We start from the raw sequence: 21,776 nt of genomic DNA, 5'->3' as shown, positions 1-21,776 counted from the left end.
TTCGCAACTTCCATCCTGCCGCGAAGGGCCAGCCCGTCTACTTCAATCCAGCGTCAGCAACGTCCATACCCACAACAGCTAGTGACACCGAAAGATCGGGAGGCCTGTTTGTCGGTTGCTTCTCGAGTACTTCGATACTCAGCTCGCCGGTGAGATGAGTATCGTCGACGAAGTACTCCCGGATCATGATCCAGAAGGCGCCCTCCTCAAGTGGCAGCCAGGAAATGCCCGGTACCGTAGTTTCCGTTCCACCGAGCCGGATTTCGTGGTAGCCGTCCGTTGATGGTGATAATCCAACGTCGTTCAGCGATGCGACGATTCGGATATTTCCGGACGGATCTTTGGAGTAGACGACGGCGCTCCAGTAGACACAGTTTCCTGGCCGGATTTTCATCCGGTATCGGAATGCATTGTCGACCGGTGCTGTGGTGTAGACGGCGTCCGGGCTGTCGCCGAAGATCTTTCGGGTTTCGGTCATCCACGGAGTCAGAAGCGGTGCGCGGGGATCGGCGCGCTGCACCAGAAGATCGATCCCGCCAGAGAGCAACCCGAGAAGATGAGACACTGCCGCGGCACGTTCTGCTGCGGATGCTGAAGAGGGCACCACCTCGCGCGCTACAGCGACCATCTTCGTGACAGCCTGTTCGAACGCGTCGAGGGCCTCTACCTGTTCACTGCTCATACTTTCCGACCTTCCATGTGTAGCGGGCGGCAGTTGTGTTGACTGTGCTGGTATGACGGCACACGGACCAGGTGGGTCAGGCCCTTTGCCCAAGGGCTCACAGTGGAGGTCAGTGCGTTGATCGCCGATCTGCCCGACCGTATACCGGATAGAAGGTCCGGAAGGATTCAGGTGATCAGCGTGAGACCTGTGGGTGGAACCCTGTTCTGCCGATGACGGTAGCGGATCAGGCTTGTCGTGAGCATCACTGCTTTCGTGCGGCCGGAGGGGTGCAATGTCACCGCGCGACCAGCTCGCGAGAGGGTCCTTCACTGTCTGTCGTGGAATGGTCGTGGCGACCGGCGCATAAGCCTCAGAACTGAAAAATGTGGAGTTGACGACGTGAAGTGGACCAGAATCGGTTTTCGGTCGTCGTAGACATTTCTTACCAGCAGATGTCGTAAAGGCCATGAACCGTCAGCGGCCTGGCTTTCCACAACACACTTCAGCAGTCGAGGACCACGCGCATAAGGAGCCTCGTGCGCCCACGTGATCGCGTCGCGGTCGTTGTCGAACTCTCCACTGGCGAGGACTGTGTCCGCAGAGTTGTAAATGATCCGATAATTGGGCCCCGCCAACAATTCTAACCTTCTCCAGATTTCACCGATGTCTCATATATATAGCTGCTCCAGATGCACCGTCCAAGCGCCTCCCATCTGCGTTACAGACTCACATTAGCGGTGAGAAAAGAGCACCTCGCGGCGCGCTCGTGCGCTCTCAGTTTGCTTCGTGATCGAAAAATCGATTCATGAGGCAACCCGGGGCGACATGCGTTCTATCGTGTGATCGACGAGTCCGTAGGCGCTCTTCTCGGGCGGCAGCTCACTGCTGCCAAGATTGTCTCGCCACTATGACGTCGAAGAACAACCATCCCCTTAAAACATAAGCGGCGCATCATCAGCCAGCTGAGAGAGTGCCGCACCTTGGTCAGATGTGGCCAAAGTGCGTAAACGGCGACTCACCCCTCATATTGAGCAAAAGGAACGACTTCGTGGAGACAAAATAACTAAAGGCCGAGCGAGCGAACTGCGGTCTGGACGATCGGCAACACGTCCTCCTCGAACCACGGGTTCTTGACAAGCCATGGCTGGTTCCGCGGAGAAGGATGCGGGAGGGGAAGGTAACCCAACGGCAGGTAATCTCGCGCTGCTTTGACGGTCTCGGTGAGCGTCGGCTTGCGCCGATCCCGAAGATAATGTGCCTGTGCATACTGACCGACCAACAACGTGAGCCGGACGTCGGGCAAGTGGTCGTTCAGTGCCTCATGCCAGTGAGATGCGCATTCGGATCTCGGTGGCTTATCACCCGACCTCGCTTTGCCTGGATAGCAAAAGCCCATCGACATGACGGCTACCTTGCCCGGGTCGTAGAACTGTGTAGGCGTCAGAGCAAGCCAATTTCGCAGGCGGTCGCCCGAGGGATCGTCCCAGGGAACACCCGTTGTATGAACTTTCAGTCCGGGCGCCTGACCGATCACGCGCAGTCGGGCCGATGGACCGACTTGCAGCACCGGACGCGGTCCGCACGGCAAGTGGTCCGCACAGAGCGTGCACGCACGAATGTCCCTGAGCAACTCGGCCAATGGTTCCGGCACATTCCCAATCTCCGGGGTCGAGTCGATCGTGGAAGTGACGTTGCTATAGGTGTGGTTAGGGTCGTCGCGGTCGTGTTACTGGGTATCACCAGAATTACGGTCGGAGATTTGAAGCCGTACCGGCGACAGGACGACAAGTTATTCATACAACAGGCAGCGGGGCGTTGGGCCTGTCGGTATTCGTCGCGGTTTCTCCTATGTCGCCAACTGTGCCTCGAAGACGCATGTGCCCGTCGGACAGCGCATAGGTGACGCCGGCGATCGCGCAGGCACCGTTGTCCACTTTCTCGGCGATGATCCGCGATCTCTGCATGATCAACGAGCCTGTTTCCACCACATGACGGCCTTCGAGTTCGTCGACCGTCGTCAATCCCTCGCGGCGGCCCATCAGGATAGAGGGAGCGACACGCTCGATCACACTGCGAATGAAGCCGTCGGGCACCGCGTTCTTGTCCAGGGCATCGAGAGTGGCTTTCACAGCGCCGCAACTGTCGTGACCGAGGACGACAATGAGCGGCACATCGAGTACGTCTACGGCGTATTCGATGGAACCGAGCACCGAATCGTCAAGTACGTGCCCTGCGGTGCGGACGACGAACATGTCGCCGAGGCCCTGATCGAAGATGATTTCTGCGGCTACGCGTGAATCACCGCAACCGAACAGGACAGCGGTGGGGGTGCTGTTCGTTGACCAACTTCGCGCGGTCGGCGATTCCTTGGCTCGGGTGGATGGATCTGTCGTTGACGAATCGCTCGTTACCCTCACGAAGAGACTTCCAAGCGGAAAGGGGGCTAGAACGTGGCATTCACCCATTGTGCACACGACTCCTTCCGCACTGTAGGCAGGGTTGCAAGCACTCCGCTTCGGTGAGGGCGAGTCCAGACGCAGAACACTTACATTTCGATCGAATACGTATATTGGCATTCCATGATCGACTGCGGAACTTGTTGTTCTCCCAGCGAGACTCGACAACTGCACTCCTGCACAACGATCGATTTCATGGCGAATCCCCGGGCTTTTGTGACCGCGGATGGAAGCGGCCGTATCGAGCATGATCACCAACAACGAATCATGCTGTTGGACAGTAAGTTTTTCGTGTCTGCGAAAGTTCTTCGGTTCACTTTCGTCACCGTGACGTCCGCGTCATTACCACGTTCGCTTAGCCGAGTACTCAGGACGACGTCTCCGATGAGGCCGGGTAACTCACACGCGTCCCATCCACGCACGCGAACGAGGTAAGCGTATGCGGAGGTGCCGATTTCGTGGTCATAATGTCGAGCACGACAACCCCGCGCACCACGAGCGCATCTCCGATCATCGAACGATGACATCGCCACGGCACGGCCTCCGCACACATGATCGCCGCATCGCTGTTATGTCCACGTTCCACGAGGAGGTCGATCGCGTCGGCGAACTCTTCTGTCTGCATGTAGTCCGCATACCCCCGAAATGACGCGTTCCGCCAGGCGCCGTTGATGCTGTCCTTACGAACATGACGTAAACCGCCCAATGCCGTCATGCGGCGGTACGTGATCTTCCGGGCGCGAACGCTTTCCGCCAACGCAGCCTCTTCGAACTGCGGATTATGCCGGGACTTGGCGATGGTCCGCACGTCGATCAACTTCCTGACCCCGTGAGCCTCCAACAGATCGATGAACTCCTCGATCGGATGCGTCGAGTGCCCGACAGTGTAAATCGTGATATCCGACATGACGCCACGCTACGTCGCCTCCATCCCGCGCCGCGGACGCACCACCGATCGAGGCAACGCGGACATAGTGTCATGCCTTGGTGTCGACCCTCTGGAACGCTTCTGCCGTTGGGCCCGCGATATTGCTTCCGTGGTTGCCGAACATGTGTCGAAAAACGTAATCAGGGATATTTCGACGCATATCGGGTGCCGCACGTATCTCGAGCGCGAATCAGGATCTTGCCCACCAGTGTGATGCTTTGGCTCGGGCTGGCATCACCTCGGCATCCATCTCGAATTGTGCGGGCGCGGTTGCGTAGTGGCGACACCTTTTGTGATCACCCAGCTGAATCGGTTGGAGCTTCGGTGCTGCGTCTGTTCACCCCCGGCGCGGGTCTGCGGTCTGCGTGAGCGCGCTACCGGCGTAAACGTCCTCAAGCAGGATCAGGAGACGACAAGCGGTTCGATGGCCGATGCCACGCGACGGTGGGTGAGGACCGGAGGGGTCGCTTCGATTTCCGTCGAGTGGGACGGAACGGGATATACTAGAATTAATTCTGGTTCGGAGGGTTCATGGACTTTGCTGATGTGGGCGACCCAGTCTCCACCGTTTCCGCCATAGGGTTGCCCACCGACGAAGATCTTCCGCAGTCGATGGTCGAGCGGATCACGTCGATTCTCGACACCTTCGACCGCCGATGCACTCGGCTCACTCTCGAGCAAGTGGCATCCGGTTCACGCCTGCCGCGGTCCACGGTTCACCGGATTCTCGATCAGCTTGTGAATCTCGAGTGGGTGGAACACGCCTCGTTCGGTTACTGCCTCGGGCGCCGCTTCTTCGGATTGGTCGGCGGCGATGAGGGCCGAGGTCAGCTACGAGGAGCTGCAGCTCCCATTCTGCACGAATTGCATCTGAGGACCGGGATGGTCGTTCACCTGTCGGTTCTCGAGGGGCGTGAAAATGTGTACCTCGACAAGCTGGGTGGGCGGTTCGCAGGGGCGGTGCCTTCTCGTGTCGGCGGGAGGCAACTTGCTCACGCGACGGCTGATGGCAAGGCGCTGCTGGCGTGGTTGGATCCGGAGCGCATCGACGCGATGTTCGAGGTGACTCTTCCTCGCTGTACCGAGAGAACCATCACCGAACTTGCGGTCCTCCATCAGGAGTTGAGTCGTATTCGTCATCGAGGGGGCGTGACCTTCGAATCCGGCGAGTCAACACCAGGAGTGTCCGGGGTAGCGGCGGCGATTCACGGATACGAGGGCGCGGTCGGAAGTATCGCACTGTACGGTGATGTGCGCGATGCTCAGCTCGAGCGGGTTGCCCCGATGATCACCGACGCAGTTCGCGAAGTGTCGCGCATTCTGTATCCCGACCTGGGAACTTCACACCGCAGGCGAAAAAGTCTTTCGGTACAAGCGAAAACGTTCTCCGCCGAAACGGTGAACCGCCTTAGCCGAGGCTCCCGATCTCCGATACTTCTGAGTACAGACCGCGGCCCAAGGCGGTGAACGCACTCGGATGCGCAGTGACGGGACACCGCCAATCGTGATTCGGTGGCCCGCTTCATCACCCTTATTCTCGACGACCTACGCCGTCTGGTCCGGACGTCACTTAACCCCTTGTTACCCGAAAAATTTCGTAATCGAGTATTTCCGGAACCGTTGTCAGTTACACGGAAGATCTCACGTCGGGTCGCCAAGGCACATGGCCCGATTTCTGCGTGATCTACCGGTCTGCGAACTCCCGGGCTTCGAAGTCGAGAGCCTCAGCCTCGGCGTCCATTTGGGCGGTTGCCCGGTCGGGAGCTGTCATCACGGCGACGATCGGCACGGCCAGCGCGAGTAGGCCGAATACGAAGACGGGAAACAGGAACGCAAATACTTCGAGGCCTTCAGGAACAGACGCAGCGGGATCGTGCACTACACGCACCGCGGCCATCCCGCTGTAGTGCATTCCGACGACGGCGATTCCCATGATCACACCGGCGAAGAACCGCATGACGGTGGATTCCATCGCCATCGTGAACCACAGCGCGGCGGTGCCGGCGATAATGGCGATCACGAGAGACAGCGCGACGAAGTACATGTTGTAGTGAATTTCGCCTTGAAATCGTAAGGCGCGCATGCCCGTAAAATGCATCACGTTGACCGCGACACCCATCACGAGGCCACCCGCGAGGAGCCGGCTTAAGCGGAACTCGGTTCCGATGATCAACAATCCGACTAAAGTTGCGATCACGGAAATCGCGGCGGATGTAATCGTCCAGGCCAGGTTGTAGCGGATCGGGCTGCCGGGCACCGCAAATCCGAGCATCGCGATGAAGTGCATCAACCAGATGCCGACACCTCCGATCGACAGTGCCCCCATGAACAACCAGCGCATCCGTGCTGCGGTGTGGGTTGCAGCTGCGGACTGGCGAGTGCACGCCAGTCCGATGACCGATCCCGCGACTGCAACGGCGAACGCCAGTCCGAGCAGCCAGATTCCCATCGAGAAATGGTGCATTTCATCCGACATGCGGAGTTCCTTAGGTTTGTTGTCGTCAGAGGTGTCAGTAAAGTGCAGCGGCCGCAAGACGTTCGAGTGCGTACTCGGTGATCGTGAGCAAAGCTTCCTTCGCAGATTCCCGGTTACGTGCATCGATCTCGATCATCGGAATTTGGTCGGACAATGCCAGCGCCTGGCGGAGATCGTGTGCCGAGTGAATCGGGGCACCGTCGAAACGGTTGACCGCGACGATGAACGGCAACCCGCGGGCTTCGAAGAAGTCGACAGCGGCAAAGCTGTCTTCGAGGCGGCGCGTGTCGATGAGTATGACCGCTCCGATGGCGCCGGTGATGAGGTCGTCCCACATGAACCAGAACCGCCGCTGACCCGGTGTCCCGAAGAGATAGAGAACCAGGTCGTCGGCCAGCGTAATGCGGCCGAAATCCATTGCGACTGTTGTGGTGCTCTTGTTCGGGGTCGCGCCCAGGTGGTCGATGCCGTCACTGGCGTCGGTCACCATTGCCTCGGTGCGCAAGGGGACGATCTCGGAGACCGTCCCGACAAGGGTGGTCTTTCCGACGCCGAAGCCGCCGGCGATCACGATTTTCGTCGAGGTGACGCGAGATGGCGCGTCAGAGTGCCCGAAGTCCACGGAGGGTCCTTTCGATCAGGTCGAGGCGTTCGACCGCAGTCGCATCGCTTCGCAGAGTGGCTTGTACTTCCAATGCTCCGGCGACAACAAGATCTGCCACGAGGACCCGAGCCACCCCGATCGGCACACCAAGGTATGCCCCGATTTCCGCGATGGAGATTCGCTGCCCACAGAGTGCGACGATCGATCCGCGAATGTCCTCGGGTGCAAGGTTTTTCGCGATGGCATCCTCTACCGTTGCGACGATCGCTTCGAGCGGAAGATCGATGGACGGCTTCGTCCGACCTTCGGTAAGCGCGTACGGGCGAACGAGACTCGGTTCAGGATCATCGTGCTCGGAGTGATCTTGTGGCATCGAGATCACATATCCCGACCTGATCTGGGCGCGATATCCATGGTTGTTCCGACACGATCGACCAGAGTTGCCATTTCGTACCCGATCTGACCGATGTCGCATCCAGCGACGGCCAACGCGGCCAGATAGGCGCCGCTGCCGACGCCCATCAGCAGCAGATAACCGTTCTCCATCTCGACCACCGATTGCAGGACGGCACCGCCGTCGAACAACCGCGACGCACCGGCCGAGAGGCTGGCGAGTCCTGAAGTCACAGCGGCCAACTGGTCCGCACGATCGAGAGGCAGGTGCGAGCTTGCCGCGCTCAACAATCCGTCGGCCGAGACGATAATGGCATGACTTACTCCCGGAACGTCGCGCGCAAAGCCCGACACCAACCAGTCGAGTGCGCGAGGAGTTTCTGGGGCTCCGACAGGATTCACTGTTCTCCTTCGTCTTTCTTCACATGTGTGTCCGAGTGCAGGGATGCGGGGTTTTCACTGTTGGCAGGCCGCCGTCCGCGGCTGACGCCGGACTGATAGTCACTCCACCCTCGTCTGACGTTGTCCGGGTCGGCGCTGCGGCGGTGGGACCCGGAACGGAATGGGGCATGTGTGGCCCCGGCAGTTCCGGGAACCAACCGCGCACCGCGATCCCGGATCGGCAGACCCGAATCGGCGATCCGGGTGACGGGCATGTCCGTCGACGCGCGCGCGGCAACCCAACCCTCGTCCGCTTCGGTTGTCCAGATCATTGCACTTGTGGCACTGGACACTTCGTCTGTGGGGTCGACCAGCCACTCGGACACCATCCGGGCAAAGATCGGGGATGCAGTCGCCGGAATATCAGTGGGCACCTCGGGAACATTCGCACTGAAGACATCCGCCCGCGGCGGTGTCGAGTCCCGAGTCCGCGAGGAGAAGAACGCCGCCGTGTTGGTCGGACCGGGGGTACCCAACAGGTGCCTCGGCGCTGTTTTATTGGTAGTGGGTTCAGAGTTATCCAGCTGCGTGGCAACATTATTCGTGACCAAAGGCTCTGCAGTTGCCGGTTCGGCTTCAACGACATTTCCAACACCGGGTATCCCACTGTTCCCCGGAGTACGGCGAGGAAGAACGTTCGCCGGCGGAAGCGCACCGGCTCGCGACTGCGAACCGACCGCAGCGGGAACACCTGACACCGGCGGCGGCAAAGTGAGCGCACTGCTGTTTCGAGGTTGGCGCTGCGGCAGCCCGTTCGCCGATACTGCAGGTCTCTGGACCGCCGTAGTTTCGGCATGCTCGACAGGTGTAGCTGGGTGAACGGGTGCATTCCGAACGGGTGCATTCCGAACAGGTGTGGGAAACCCTGGAGCATCAAATGGAACGGTCGGGGGGCGAACTGCGTTGTCACGGGGCGCCTCGAGCAACGCCGCAGGTAGGTGAACCATGGCGGTGATACCGCTCTGTTCGGATGCGCTGCCGGACGGGCGCAGGCGTACTGAAATATCGTATCGGCGGCTGATGCGACTGATGACAAAAAGTCCCATGTGGCGGGCGATATCGGGGCTTATCTCTCCTTCGGATGCGAGGCGTCTGTTGGCGTCGAAGAGGTCGGCTGCGGACATTCCGATACCGAGATCGGCGATCTCCACGAGCACGGAACCGTCGTTGGTGCGTGCCGCATCAATCGTCACCGCTGTTTCGGGCGGTGAGTAGCGCAGGGCATTGTCGAGGAGTTCGGTGACGAGGTGCACGACATCTGCACTGGCCTGCCTGCTGACGACCGTAGACGGAATCTCTCCCAGATCAACGCGCAGGTACTGCTCGACTCCCGAAACCGAAGCGCGCAGGGCGTCGGCAAGTGCGATCGGCGCGGTTCGTACGCGTCGTCCTTCAGTGCCGGAAAGAATCAGGAGATTGTCGCTGTTGCGGCGCATTCGGGTGGCGACATGGTCGAGACGGAAGAGATTTTCGAGGCGACTGGGGTCGTCTTCGTCTTTTTCGAGTTGTTCGATGAGGCCGAGTTGTTGTTCGACAAGGGATTTGTTGCGGCGGGAGAGCGTTTCGAACATGTCGTTGACCTGACGACGCAGCGTTGCCTGCTCCCCGGCCAGAGTGATCGCTTGGCCGTGCATGTCGTCGACAGCGCGTGCGAGTTGGCCGATTTCCTCGTGGGTGTCAATGGGCACGCGAGGGATTTCGAGGTCGCTCACCTTCTCGCCGGCACGGATTCTTTCGATCGCCTCGGGGAGTCCGTGTCGTGATGCTGTGAGAGCGGCCAATCGTAGGCGCCGGATGGGATCGACTAGCGAGCGGCTGATGATCAACGCGAGGACGAGTGCGGCGAGTAGGGCGCCGATTACCAGCGCGGCGCCTCGAAGCGCTGCGGATCGGGCGGCGCTGGTCTCGGTGGTGACGGTGGGGACGAACCGGTCGATTGCTGCATCGGTGATGGCGTCGTATTGATCGCTGCTGCTCTGCAAGCTCAGACCGATCTCTCCGCTCAGAGGGGACGTCGACGCAGTGATACCGATCTGGCCGATTCGACTCTGGGCGGATGCCCGCAGGGAGTTCAACGTGGCGAAGGGGTCCTGTGTCTTGTCAGATTCGGTGGGGAGGAGCACCCCACCCGGCGTAGCTAGTGGCATGAGTCCACCGAGGCTGGCGAGTTCTGCGCCGGCAGTGGAAGTGAGAATAGTGCGCGATTGTTGATCGAGGTTGCCGGAGCCGTAAAGAATGTGCTGATTGGCCAGTGCTCGACGGGCTCCCCACAGGGGCGCGAATTCGGCACCACGCTGACGTAGAAGTGGCAACTCGGATTTGTTCATAAGATCGGAGAACGGTATCCAGAGTTGGGTCGACACCTCGTTGAAACGGGCAACCAAACGGGGTGGAGAGTTTAAGCCGGCCGCAACATCGTCCACGAGCGCTTGGCTGTTCTGCAAAACCTTGGCGATCTGGTCGTTGAGCGCCGCGTCGGTACGGAAGACGGTACCGGCGGTAGCGAATTCTTGCATCGCGGTTGTAACTGCAGCGGTGGCAGTGGCGGTTTCGGTGCCGGAAGCGGCCGCGACGGCTAGGTCGTTCAGGGTCTCTTCCAGGCGAAGTGCCGCAGGAACAGCAAAGGTACGTTCGGCCGATGTGTTGAGGCTCGCGGCTTCGGTCAATTCGCTTTGGATCCGGAAGCCGCCGAGCAACATGGCAACGAGCATCGGAACTGCAAAGACTGCGACAACCTTCCAACCCAGGCGCCATTCGCCGATCGACCACCACGAGGTTGTTTGTGCATCGTGTTTCATGCGGACCAATGCCTCTTCGCGTCTGCTATTAAAGTCTGTTAACCCCGGTAGGGGCATTGCCTGACTTTCCTTCGACAAAGCACAATCGAACGAAAGCGATCTGAACCGTAACAGAATGATTTCTATTTCATAGGTCGAAGGTCCTCAATGTCGCATTCCTCGACTGCGGCAGCTCCCGATTTTGATGCTCCCGGTGCCCAACCGATACCTCCAGGCTGACGTACCGTACTCACCCAGAAGTGCCGCCGAGAGTCAGGGATCCAGGTCCCGCAAGAGTCGTGAAAAACTGACGGCTGCGATCGATCAACTCGACGTGAAATCGCGTCGCGAGCGCTCACTTAGTAAGTGCTGACGTTCTCGAAGTAGCGGCGGGGAACATCGAACAGCATCGCCGTGATCTGTTCCTCGGTGACGCCTTGCTCCCGCACGTACGGGAGGACCTCTTTTTCGATATGCAGGTAATCGAACCCCGGCATCATGTCCTTGAGCGCAGGGTCCATCCAGTCGAAGAAGCAATTCGCGTCGTGCGAGAGCACCATCTGCTCGGCGTACCCCCGTCGGCACATCTCGAGCAACTTCGCGACCGCGTCCGCGACGCGCTCGTCTTCCTCTCCCCATTCCTCCGGAAAGTTCTGTTGCATCTCGGTATTGAGAATGAAGATGTGCTCATGCATATAGGTTCGTCCGAGCGTGGACGTATCAATCGAACCTCGAACGGTCTCAACCTGTGCCATTTCAAGCTCCTTTCATCGGGGTATTGCCCCGTACCGATTCCTTCTCAAATGCAGGACCGAATACTCGTGGATGTGCTCGTTGCACTGTGGGTCAGACAGCGGAACACAGATTTCAGCTAGACCGGAAGCGATAAACACCAGATCGAGAACGACCCGTTTCCGAAGGGCATCCATTTACCTGCGATCGGATTCCGTATCGGTCTTCGAACCTGAGCTTGTCCGTAAAGCTCGGACATCACTCTCTTCGCGAAGAAAGTCGGGTTTCGCTGCCCCGGAGGAATTTCCGAAGTTTCGTGCCACGAGCCGAAACCCCGTCATTCGCAAAGACACTGGCGATCCGTCTGCGTCATGATTGTGATCCAGCGCGCATCAGGTGTCCCAGGTCTCACTCAGTGGAACATCCTGTCGAGTCGGTAGGTTTGCGTCATGCAAGTGTCTTGTCTGCTCATGCCGACACCGATCGACGTGAATGAACTGACTCATGCCGGTGTGGCGGGATCAGACCACAGGCAGCGATCTTCATGGCATGATCTGGCCCATGTTGGACAATCGATCAGTTCGTGGCAGGTTCGGGCTACTTGCGGTGTTGACCGTCGCGTCGGTGCTGGTCGCGTCGGGCGCCGCGTTGGCGAACCCGGAGAGCGGCGTCGGATCCGTAGGTGCCGGTTCGTTGGGTGCCTCCTCTCCGGCGGAGTCGGTGCTGTCCCTGCAGGGCAGTGCCCGGCAAGTGCCGGCCGACTTTTTCGGACTCAACGGTGCCCGCATCATTGCTCCGGAAAATGCTGCCCAATGGAATGATCCGGTTTTCCGACAAGCGCTGGGTGGCCTCGAAGCAGGGTTGCTGCGCGTACAAGGCGGGACCACTTCGCAGTGGATCGACTGGCGAACCGGCTTTTTCGACGAACGTGAGGGCAGTCTGTTCATCGGTCAGAACGAGGGCAGAGAGCCGCTGTTGCTCGAAGACTGGGCGCAGTTGGTCCGCGAAACCGGCGCCACTCCGATCTTCGATCTGAACGTGCTCACGTCAACTCTCGACGAGCAGATCGAAATGCTCAAGGCCGCAGAATGGCTGGGAATGGAAGTGAGATACGTCGAGCTGGGCAACGAGCTGTGGGACCCGGCCGAGTACTACCAACAGATGTACCCCACCGGCGCCGACTACGCCAAGGCGATGAACAACTGGATTGTTGGACTGAGGGCACAGTTCCCGGGCATCGAGATCGCAGTCTCCGGCGCTGACGACTCTTCGACGATCACATCGGTCCTCGGCGAGCGTCTGCAGCAGTGGAACGAGGGACTGTACGCAAACATCGTCGGGACGGATGCTGTCGCGATCCATCCGTACTGGGTACCCGACCCGATTCAAGCAGACGTCGGTGCGACAGTCGCAGGTGGAACCGTTGCATGGAATGCCTTCTCGGAGAAGGCGCTCGCCAAAGTTCCCCCGTCGATGTCGGTTTGGTTGTCCGAGTACAACCAGATCAATCTGCCGTTGGGGGAAATTCCGGGATTCCCGCCGCATTTGATTCCGGGTGTGCCGCAAACCTGGGCAGTGGGGCTCGGCGTGGCGAGTTTTGCGCTGGCCAGTCTCACCGAACCGAGGGTGACCATGTCGGTTATCCATGCCGCCCTCGACGGGCATCCGTCGGAACGATCACGGGCAGCGAACGGTAACGAGGAGATCCATGCGGTTCTCGCGGACGGCTCCGGCGGTTCGACGGAGTTCGGGCGTACCGCTATCAACGAGGTGTTGACGCCGATCTACAGTCGCGCTCGGGGCGGTGCAACAGTTCAGGCTTTGCGGGCAGATTCCGCGCCCACTGTGATTGCGGCATCGCTTTCGCCGCTTGGTATCTCGCAGGTGCCGGCAGTGGTTGCAACGATGTTCTTGGGTGATGATCCCGGCGCCTTCTTCGTCAATCTGAGTGATCGACCGGTCCGGGTCACACTGCCGTCGACGTTGCCGGCCGCTCTTACGGCGGATACCTTGACCGCGCCGCCTCTGTCGAACCCGGCGTTCACACCCGCCGACCCGGTCAGCAGTGCCCGTACGGTGGTGACTAGAGAGATGGTCTTGGCTCCCTACTCGTTGACCGAACTGTCCGTCGACTGAGGGACCCGTCGAACTCGTAGTCGGTTTACTCGGCGAAAATGGTCACCGTCCAGGCGAAGACCCGACGTGAAGAGTGCTTGAGGCCGTGGGCCCGGGAACCGTTCTTGATTGCTGTGTTCTAGATACAGTTTTGTGGAGTTCGGAACCGATGATCGGGTCGTGGCTCCGGCTAGGCGTCAAGTTCCTCCCAGCCAAGTGTTTTTCGGGGTCGGTCGTTGATCTCCTCCACGACTGCCAAGAGTGCATCGATGCTGTGCGCTGCCAGGCCGCTGACGCGGGTGAAAGGCATCATCATCGACGCCATCCGCGCAGTAAAGACCGCTAAGGACCGCGGCAGCGGTGGACCGGCTTACCCGGCTTCCGCTTACCTGATGAAGTCCCCACCAGTGCAGATGGCCGACGACAAGGCTCGCACCGAACTCGAAGCGTTCATCAGCGGAGCGGACGAGGCTTTAAGTCTCGACGCAAAAGTGGCCCACACCGATTCGGCGGATTCTGGTGTAAGCCACTTTTGCTGTGCAAACTACTTCTTGATCCAGGCCTCGTCCAGCAAAATGATGCTGTCCAGGCTCGGCATGAGTCCGTAGACGTTCTCACTCCACGGCACGTAGTTGGCGCCGGCGCCCCAGACCATGATCGGCACCTGCTCGTTGAACACGGTCTGCAGATCGGCCAAGGCGGCCTTCTTGTCCGCTGCCGTACCAGCGGCCTGAATCGCACTCAGCATGGCATCGACCTTCGGGCTGGAAACGCCGACAGTGTTGTTCGCCGAGGTGCTGTGTAGCGCCGAGTAGAGACGCATGAATGGTGCAGCGTCCAAAAGTCCGTTGCCACCGAGCGCCAAGTCGTAATTGTGATCGACGTAAAGGCGTTTCACCATGTCGGAGGTACTTGCGGCGTACTCGACATTTACGGTGAACCCGACGGACTGCAGCATTGCCTGTACCGCCAGCGCAGCAGCCTGTCCGTTGGGATCCGACGTGCCCATGTAGGTAATGGCGCCGTTGTAGCCGTCCTTCTTGGCGTCATCGAGCAACTGACGAGCCTTCGCAGGATCCAGCCCTGCAGGCTCGATATTGTTGTGCCAGACGGACCACGGCTGAAACATTTCCCCACCCGGCATGCCTTTGCCACCGCGAGCACGTTGATCGAGGACATCTGGATCGATCGCCAAATTCATCGCCTGTCGAACTCGAACGTCCGCGCCCGGATGTCCTGGACGATTGTTGATCTGGCCCACCATCGAGAGGCTGATGAATTCGGCATATCCCGGGAACTTACCCTTCGCAACGTCAACGGTCTCGGCGTTGCGGAGGTAAGCCATCTGAACACCGCCCGCAGCGAGTGAATCGATCTTCGCCTGCTCGCCCTGGATCGCGACGAACTTCACCTGATCCAAGTACGGCACGCCGCCCCAGTAATCGTCCCTGGCGGCGAGCAGCAATTCATCCGGAGCGGAAAACCGTTCCACCGTGAACGCACCAGCCCCGACAGGCGTGAACGGTTCTGCTGCATAAGAACTCGAGGCAACGATGACACCGTGCCCGAAGCTCAACATGGCCGGGAACTCTGCCCACGGTCGGTTCAGAGTAAAAACTACGGACGCCGGGCAGGTGAAGTCAGGCCTATGCAATGTGGCTGTATACCAGCATGGGTATGTGTCAAACCGATTTTCCGCGGAGTGGAAACAAAGGGAATATACTGAAATCAATTCTATTTCTTCGGAGGTTTCATGGACATCGCTGACGCGAACGGCACAGTCTCCACCGATCCAGTCATAGGTGGGCCGTTCGACGAAGAGCCCCCGCAGTCGATGATCGAGCGGATAACGTCGATTCTCGACACCTTCGACCGCCGGTCCACTCGGCTCACCCTCGAACAAATCTCCCTCGGGTCACAGCTGCCGCGGTCTACAGTGCATCGGATTCTCGATCAGCTGGTCAAGCTGGAATGGGTGGAACACGCATCCTTCGGGTACTGTCTCGGGCGTCGCTTTCTCGGACTGAACGGCGGCGATGACAGTCGCCACCATCTACGTGAAGTAGCAGCCCCATCGTTGCACGAGTTGCACCTGCGGACCGGAATGGTCGTTCACCTGTCTGTGCTCGACGGATGCGAAAACGTCTACCTCGATAAGCTTGGCGGAAGATGCGCAGCGGCAGTGCCTTCCCGTGTCGGTGGGAGACAACTCGCCCACACAACGGCTGATGGCAAGGCAATGCTGGCGTGGTTGGATCCGGAGCGCATCGACACAATGTTCAAGGTGACGCTTCCTCGCCTCACCTCGAAAACCATTACTGATCTCGCGATTCTGCATCAGGAATTGAACCGTATTCGTCACCGGAAAGGGTTGGCGTTCGAGTGTGGTGAATCGACGTCTGCAGTTGCGGGGGTAGCGGCTGCGATTCACGGATACGACGGTGTGGTCGGAAGTATCGCACTGTACGGCGATGTACATGATGCTCGACTTGAGCGAGTCGCTCCACTGGTCGCCGATGCAGCCCATCAGGTGTCGCGCGCTCTCTACCCCGACCTGGGAACTCGCCGCCGCGGTCGAAAAAGTCGCTCCACGCCGGTGAAAACGTTTTCGGCCGAGACGGTCAACCGTCTTCTCGCTGAATCCCCTCAGCTCCCATACTTCTGAACGAAGACGATACCGAGGGTGGTCGACGCGCGACTCGGTCCGCGAGCTCGACGAACTCTGCAGCCCCGCTGCACTTTGTTCCTTTCGGATCGACTTCACGCGATCCCACTCTGCTGAATTGGTCGAGATTCGAGAACCGTTGTCAGCCGCGGCGTAACGCGGAACAGCCTCAATGTACGGCGTTGAAACCTATGCATCGCCGTCGTGATTTCCGGTCCCTCACCCTCCAGGGTTTCGAACGAGATTCTCGGTATTCGCCCTATCGGTTTGCGGTCAAACCGTAAGGGAGCCTTGCAAACGCGACGCCGCCACAACTCTTAACCTACTTGGCCCTGTGGTCTACCGATGACCTTCTTATCTGAACCCGAAGTTCCCTCGGGGCGGAACCCTTCGAGGACCACACCTCGCGCGACGTCGAACGCTGACCCAAAAGGTTCTTCTTTGAAAAGTTCCACACGTGAGTAGATCGGCGTACATGACGAATTGTGTTTTCTGACACCAATATTCGTGTGAATCGCGGTGGAGTCCAAATGCTGCGATGACCTCGACTTTGTAACGTCTGAGACCAATTGAGAGGACAAGCATTCGACAGTAAAACCTACGGCACACATACCGAGTCGAAGTCATCGGCGCGTTTCGGGGAAAGACAATTTTGCAGACAACACGACCTTCCATGAGTGATCCGCGGCGGATCTGTACGCTTACCACGGTGTTTTTGACACTGCTTCTCCTTGGCGGGATGCTCGGCCCTGCCGTGTCATCCGCTGCTCCGGAACGTGCTTCCCAGGCGGTGCGTACAACGCCGCCGGGTGGATACGACGAACTTTGGGTGCCGTCCTCGATGGGAAATATCAAGGTTCAGGTGCAGTGGGCCGCGCGGGGCGGTAATGCCGCGCTATATCTCCTCGATGGTCTACGCGCTCGAAATGACAGGAATGCATGGAGTTTCGAGACCAACGCGCTCGATCAATACCGTAACGATAATATTACGTTGGTTATGCCAGTGGGCGGAGAATCGAGTTTCTACACCGATTGGTATGCACCATCTAACTTCAATGCTCAGCCGATCACCTACAGGTGGGAAACTTTCCTCACACAGGAGCTCCCGAATTTTCTTGCTGGGTACGGTGTTTCCCCGAACAATAACGCCATTGTCGGCTTGTCGATGGGAGGAAGTGCGGCACTGAACCTGGCGGGGCATCATCGCGATCAATTCAAGTTCGCCGGTTCTCTGTCCGGATACGTCAACATCTCGGGGCCAGGCATGCGTGAAGCGATCCGGGTGGCGATGTTCGACGCTGGACGCTACAACGTGGATTCGATGTGGGGACCCCCATGGTCATCGGGCTGGATCCGCAACGACCCGTTCGTCAATGCTGAATCTCTACGCGGATTGTCGATGTATATCTCGGCTTCCAACGGTATTCCAGGTCCATATGATCACCCATCGACACTGCCTGAGTATTGGAATACCGCAACGGGTATGGGTTTGGAGTTGCTCGCATTTGTTCATGCACGTTCGTTCGAAAGGCGTCTGAACTCTATGGCGATCCCGGCGACGTTCAGCTTTCCGCCCTCAGGGATTCATTCATGGCCATACTGGTCAGCCGAGCTGTGGATGGCTCGTGGACAGATTCTGAATACTTTGAATGCGTGGTGAGATCACATCACCTGCGCTGTTCGTGTTCGAGGCAATCCGGCCATTTCAGCTGGTAGTCCTTGTAGTTAGCCCTGAAGCCGACGGCAGCAAGGACGGTCAACCACGCGGTGAACCGTCCTTGCTGCCGTCGTATCGACGATGGAGTAAACCTTGGCGTCGATGAGCCCTGAGGCACAGCCTCGCCGAATCACCGGCAAGGGCGCTCGTCAACGCCCTGGGTGTCTGCCGACTGTACGGGCTTGGTTCGTTGCTCATCCCACTATTCGGCAGCGAAAGCTGCTGCGTCGTAAAGTCTTGTAGCGATTCGGTCGAGGTTGCCTCGGTCCTTCGCGCTCAGCACCGAGAATGTGTCGGCTTCGACTTCATCGAGCACTCGGTCACTCTCGGCGAGAATCTCTCGTCCGGTATTGGTGATCGTGACGATCTGGCGTCGTCTGTCGTTCGGGTCCCGTTCGCGGACGACATGACCGTTGGTTTGTAGCCCGTCGAGGTAGGCGACGATGTCTGCCGGGTCGACGACGACTCGTTTAGCGAGTTCTTTCTGGTGGCACGGCCCGAGCTCCTCGAGCGTGCTCAAGATTGCGTGCTGGTTCGGCAGGAGCCCCACTCCGGCGAGGGCTTCGGCATAGATCTGCCTGATCCGTAGAGCAGCGCGAATGAACACGAATCCTGGCCGGCGTGACAGGCTGGGGGCGTACTCTGGTGAACTCATGACCCAATTATAGGGCGCCCTAATGTTTGCTCATCCAACGATTGCGCTTGACTGATATCGGTGGCGCTCCGAAGGAACACGCCACCGACGTAGATCGATAGCGGGTCTTTATGCGCCGAGGTTGATCGTGCGTTGTTCGCCGATGGGCCCTTCTCGATCGAACGAGACCGCCGATCCGACAGCGGTACCGGACGCGCTGACGTGGTTGTCGGCCTCGACGCCCATCTCCCGACCGACTGGCAGCCGAGCCAACACCAGGGTGAGGTCTGCGTTGATGAAGCTCAGCCCCCGGGTTCCTCAGTTCGTTACCAGGTTGGTTGCTTCGCCAACGATGGCTGCGGCTACGAAGGGTGATGGTGTTTCGCCCCTGACAGCGGCGATCCGCTGGGACCACATACGTTTTCGGTTCGATCCCTGGTGCTCATGGATGGCCACCGACCACCCGTCGGGGCGGTCGTCACTGCCGAACAGAGGGACCGTGATGGCCTGTTCGAGGGCTGGCAGATCGGCCGGGGGTGGTTGGGGGATCGCGGAACGACCCCACAGCTGCCCCGCCGGCTGCGCCGAGGGGCGAAGGAACACCGCGGTCGCCCGGGCGATCACCATGCCATCGTGGAGTGCGGAAGCGTCGGCGACACGGATTCGGTTACCGTCGCGGATGCGCGTGGTCTCGATGGTCAGTGGTTCCGCAGGGATCGACACAGATCGACGGTCAACTGCGAGGGAACTAGGTGGTCTGCCCAGTGGTCATTCTTGAGGGCGCTGGCAATGACCCCGCACGTTGCCCACTCGTTCCCGCCGAAGTCTGACCAATCCGACCGAAACCTCACAGTCGAAGTTAGCTCTCGAGAACCACAGTCGGGGGATGGCGATAGTGCGGTTCAATATGAAGACCCAAGCGCTGCGCCGGACATGAGCACCTCTATTACCGCCGAAATCCCCGTCCCTACGGCCTGTCGATTTTGACACTTCCGTGCCAGCGTCTCAACCGCATCGAGAATCAAAACGGTTGAGGCGCTGGCTTTTCCGTGGTAGAAGACGCCACGCGGTCACACACTTCTAGTGCAATGGTCGGAACTCTGGGCATATGACTCTCGGAAATTATTGGCACGGAGAACACGACGAAATCGGTAGATCACAGACGCGGTAAGTCGACTGATGTTTGCGTTCAGAGCGCCGGAAGCATTCCGGTTTCCCGTTCCGAGCGGGCCAACTCGATGTTCGAATAAAGTGCTGAACGCTTCAATCCTGTGTTGCGGCAGAGTGTTTCGATCTTGAACTGTCCGGTCTCGTACGTTTGCAACAGGTATGCACGCTCTTCCGGTGTGAGCTTGTGCTGCCGACCCTTCATCTTGCCGGCTGCAGCAGCCGCCGCCACGGCGTCCCTGGTTCGACTCCGGATGAGATCGGATTCGAATTCGGCCATCAGCCCGAGGACGCCGATGAACATTTTTCCCATCGGATCGGTCGGGTCGTAGATCTTCCCGTCGATCGACAACGCCACGCCTTTGGCGGCGAGTCGCTTCACCGTCTCGTGAAGATCCCCCGCGGACCGAGAGAGTCGATCGAGTTTCGTCACGCAGAAGACGTCACCTTCGCGGGCGGCGTTGATCGCATTGTCGAGTCCGGGCCGCCGAGTCTGTCGGCCGCTGATCCCGTGATCGACATACACCCGGTCGCGATCGACACCTTCCTTGACGAGAAGATCGACCTGAATCGACGAATCCTGAGCCGCTGTACTCACGCGCGCGTAGCCGATCTTCATTGCACTCCCGATTTTCGCCGTTCACGACGTCCAGCGGACGAATCGTCCGCTAGAAACTATGCCATACCGGATTTTTTCAACGGACAGCAAAATGGACGGAAAGCGCTGAAATTTCCCCAAGTGAATCGCACGTAGGGGCGTGTTTGCGATCGTCCGGTATGACGATGGTCAAAACGCACACCCAAACACGCAGGGAAGGGCTCAGCGGACTTTCGAGTTACGGATCACGACGAAGTTCACCGAACTCCGACGCATCGAGCTCGGCGCCGGGCGTGGTGAGAATCTGCGCGGGACACCGTTGCTCACCTTGATGCAAAGTCGAGCGGCGACGATCAAGATCAACTGAAATGTGCTGATCGCGCGGATCTGCTGCACAGATATGTGAAATCGTTGACCTGTGCAGCAGATCCAAGATCCACCCGAAAGCTGTGGCTCTGCGTGTACTTCGTCAGTCGAGGACGGCAATCGCTTCGATCTCTACGAGAACATCGGGCTCGAAAAGTATTTCCACCCCGATCAGTGACGCGGGCGGCATCGGCACTGGCAGGCCTACCTCCTCTGCTACTGCTTCTACCCCTGCCATGAAGTCCACGATCTTGTCCGGATGCCAGTCAGTGACGTAGACAGTCAACCGCACGACATCACGGAACCCCGCGCCGGCGCCGGCCAATCCGTGTGCGACATTGCGGAGTGCCTGGGACACCTGGCCTGCCAGGTCTGGGGGAATCGACGAATCGTCTCGGGTGTGTGCCACCTGGCCGGCCACGTGGACCTGGCGGGTTCCCGTCGCGACGGCCACATGGTGGTACGGGGTGTTAGGCAGCATACCTGTGGGGCTGAACATCTTTACGGACATAGAAATCTCTCCTGATTTCGAAAATCGAGTAAGTATCCCGTTTATACTTGGTGTCAGAAGGTAACTTCAACGAAACCAGGTTCCATGACGAATACCACGACAGACCACGACTTGTTGGTCATCGCAGCGCATCGAGAACTTCTTGGTCAGGTTCTCGACAAGTGGTCGCTGAGTGTGCTGAACGAGTTGTGCGAGGCGCCGTGCCGTTTCAATGAGCTCCGCCGAGCGATTCCGGCAGTGTCACAGAAGTCGCTGACGAACACCTTGCGCCGCCTCGAGCGGAACGGGATCATCGACCGTCGCATGCTCGACACGCGACCGGTCGCGGTGCAGTACCGGATCACACCGTTGGGCAAAACTGCGCGCGAGCCGATCGATGCCTTACTGGCGTGGGCGTCGACGAACCTGCCTCATATCGAACTGGCTCGCCGGAACTTCGACGCTACCTTCGAAGCCTGATCGTCAACCGTTCTACGGATTGTCGTCCATTTTTTCGATGGTCAAAACGTACGCCGAATCCCGCAGAAATGAT

Annotated in this window: 19 protein-coding genes and 2 pseudogenes; 6 read left to right on the top strand and 15 right to left on the bottom strand. The window is 59.1% G+C overall.

Annotation, left to right across the window (positions count from 1 at the left end):
- Positions 1-37 precede the first annotated feature (37 nt).
- From V2B23_RS28665 to V2B23_RS28650, 4 genes and pseudogenes are all read right to left on the bottom strand, one after another.
- Positions 38-682, bottom strand: a complete 645-nt coding sequence (locus V2B23_RS28665; protein ID WP_430953351.1) for a hypothetical protein — start codon at positions 680-682, stop codon at positions 38-40.
- Between the two features lie 1,045 nt (positions 683-1,727).
- The gene (locus V2B23_RS28660) at positions 1,728-2,315 is read right to left on the bottom strand and encodes a uracil-DNA glycosylase family protein (protein WP_430953350.1); all 588 of its coding nucleotides are present in this window, start codon (positions 2,313-2,315) and stop codon (positions 1,728-1,730) included.
- 142 nt (positions 2,316-2,457) lie between these two features.
- Positions 2,458-3,121, bottom strand: a pseudogene (locus V2B23_RS28655) (carbonic anhydrase).
- A gap of 366 nt (positions 3,122-3,487) precedes the next feature.
- Positions 3,488-4,027, bottom strand: a complete 540-nt coding sequence (locus V2B23_RS28650; protein ID WP_430953349.1) for a DUF488 family protein — start codon at positions 4,025-4,027, stop codon at positions 3,488-3,490.
- A 552-nt stretch (positions 4,028-4,579) separates the two neighbouring features.
- Between V2B23_RS28650 and V2B23_RS28645 the strand changes: the two genes are divergently transcribed.
- Positions 4,580-5,515 carry an IclR family transcriptional regulator gene (locus V2B23_RS28645; RefSeq protein ID WP_430953348.1) on the top strand — a complete coding sequence of 312 codons (936 nt, stop codon included), beginning with the start codon at positions 4,580-4,582 and terminating at the stop codon, positions 5,513-5,515.
- A 217-nt stretch (positions 5,516-5,732) separates the two neighbouring features.
- Here the strand turns inward: V2B23_RS28645 and V2B23_RS28640 are convergent, their stop codons facing one another.
- From V2B23_RS28640 to V2B23_RS28615, 6 genes are all read right to left on the bottom strand, one after another.
- Positions 5,733-6,524, bottom strand: coding sequence for an MHYT domain-containing protein (locus V2B23_RS28640; protein ID WP_430953347.1), 792 nt, complete (start codon positions 6,522-6,524; stop codon positions 5,733-5,735).
- A 34-nt stretch (positions 6,525-6,558) separates the two neighbouring features.
- A complete protein-coding gene (locus V2B23_RS28635) occupies positions 6,559-7,146 on the bottom strand; it encodes a GTP-binding protein (RefSeq protein ID WP_033237369.1) in 588 nt (195 codons plus the stop codon).
- Complete coding sequence (locus V2B23_RS28630) at positions 7,127-7,501, bottom strand: DUF742 domain-containing protein (RefSeq protein WP_430953346.1); 375 nt, start codon at positions 7,499-7,501, stop codon at positions 7,127-7,129. Before V2B23_RS28630 ends, V2B23_RS28635 begins: the two co-directional genes overlap by 20 nt.
- Positions 7,502-7,506: 5 nt before the next feature.
- Entirely contained in the window at positions 7,507-7,923 is a 417-nt protein-coding gene (locus V2B23_RS28625; protein WP_033237368.1) for a roadblock/LC7 domain-containing protein, read from the bottom strand.
- On the bottom strand, positions 7,920-10,760 hold the full coding sequence (locus V2B23_RS28620) for an ATP-binding protein (protein WP_430953345.1): 2,841 nt from the start codon (positions 10,758-10,760) through the stop codon (positions 7,920-7,922). The genes V2B23_RS28625 and V2B23_RS28620 overlap by 4 nt, the downstream gene beginning before the upstream one ends.
- 338 nt (positions 10,761-11,098) lie before the next feature.
- The gene (locus V2B23_RS28615) at positions 11,099-11,494 is read right to left on the bottom strand and encodes a hypothetical protein (protein ID WP_430953344.1); all 396 of its coding nucleotides are present in this window, start codon (positions 11,492-11,494) and stop codon (positions 11,099-11,101) included.
- A gap of 526 nt (positions 11,495-12,020) precedes the next feature.
- Between V2B23_RS28615 and V2B23_RS28610 the strand changes: the two genes are divergently transcribed.
- Complete coding sequence (locus tag V2B23_RS28610; protein ID WP_430953343.1) at positions 12,021-13,607, top strand: hypothetical protein; 1,587 nt, start codon at positions 12,021-12,023, stop codon at positions 13,605-13,607.
- A gap of 284 nt (positions 13,608-13,891) precedes the next feature.
- Positions 13,892-14,053: pseudogene (locus V2B23_RS28605) on the top strand (inositol-3-phosphate synthase); the annotation flags it as partial.
- Positions 14,054-14,130: 77 nt separating this feature from the next.
- Here V2B23_RS28605 and V2B23_RS28600 read toward each other — a convergent pair.
- Positions 14,131-15,240: an ABC transporter substrate-binding protein gene (locus tag V2B23_RS28600; protein ID WP_430953342.1), complete on the bottom strand. Its 1,110-nt coding sequence runs from the start codon at positions 15,238-15,240 to the stop codon at positions 14,131-14,133.
- 99 nt (positions 15,241-15,339) lie between these two features.
- Here V2B23_RS28600 and V2B23_RS28595 point away from each other — a divergent pair, with 99 nt between their 5' ends.
- Together V2B23_RS28595 and V2B23_RS28590 are read left to right on the top strand one after the other, a co-directional pair.
- Positions 15,340-16,251: an IclR family transcriptional regulator gene (locus tag V2B23_RS28595; protein WP_430953341.1), complete on the top strand. Its 912-nt coding sequence runs from the start codon at positions 15,340-15,342 to the stop codon at positions 16,249-16,251.
- 739 nt (positions 16,252-16,990) lie between these two features.
- Positions 16,991-17,911, top strand: a complete 921-nt coding sequence (locus V2B23_RS28590) for an alpha/beta hydrolase (RefSeq protein ID WP_430953352.1) — start codon at positions 16,991-16,993, stop codon at positions 17,909-17,911.
- A gap of 259 nt (positions 17,912-18,170) precedes the next feature.
- Here the strand turns inward: V2B23_RS28590 and V2B23_RS28585 are convergent, their stop codons facing one another.
- From V2B23_RS28585 to V2B23_RS28570, 4 genes are all read right to left on the bottom strand, one after another.
- Positions 18,171-18,623 carry a MarR family winged helix-turn-helix transcriptional regulator gene (locus V2B23_RS28585; protein WP_430953340.1) on the bottom strand — a complete coding sequence of 151 codons (453 nt, stop codon included), beginning with the start codon at positions 18,621-18,623 and terminating at the stop codon, positions 18,171-18,173.
- A gap of 297 nt (positions 18,624-18,920) precedes the next feature.
- Positions 18,921-19,325, bottom strand: coding sequence for an acyl-CoA thioesterase domain-containing protein (locus V2B23_RS28580; RefSeq protein ID WP_430953339.1), 405 nt, complete (start codon positions 19,323-19,325; stop codon positions 18,921-18,923).
- A 466-nt stretch (positions 19,326-19,791) separates the two neighbouring features.
- Positions 19,792-20,388 (bottom strand): recombinase family protein, encoded by a 597-nt coding sequence (locus V2B23_RS28575; protein ID WP_430953338.1) that lies wholly within the window; start codon positions 20,386-20,388, stop codon positions 19,792-19,794.
- Between the two features lie 448 nt (positions 20,389-20,836).
- Positions 20,837-21,244, bottom strand: coding sequence for a RidA family protein (locus V2B23_RS28570; protein WP_007734815.1), 408 nt, complete (start codon positions 21,242-21,244; stop codon positions 20,837-20,839).
- 84 nt (positions 21,245-21,328) lie between these two features.
- On the opposite strand from V2B23_RS28570, the gene V2B23_RS28565 reads away from it, so the two are divergent.
- Positions 21,329-21,703: a winged helix-turn-helix transcriptional regulator gene (locus V2B23_RS28565; RefSeq protein WP_007734814.1), complete on the top strand. Its 375-nt coding sequence runs from the start codon at positions 21,329-21,331 to the stop codon at positions 21,701-21,703.
- The last annotated feature ends 73 nt before the right edge of the window (positions 21,704-21,776 follow it).

Source organism: Rhodococcus sp. 24CO (assembly GCF_050586165.1).
Lineage (GTDB): Bacteria > Actinomycetota > Actinomycetes > Mycobacteriales > Mycobacteriaceae > Rhodococcus_F.
This window is presented reverse-complemented; position numbering and strand designations above follow the sequence as displayed.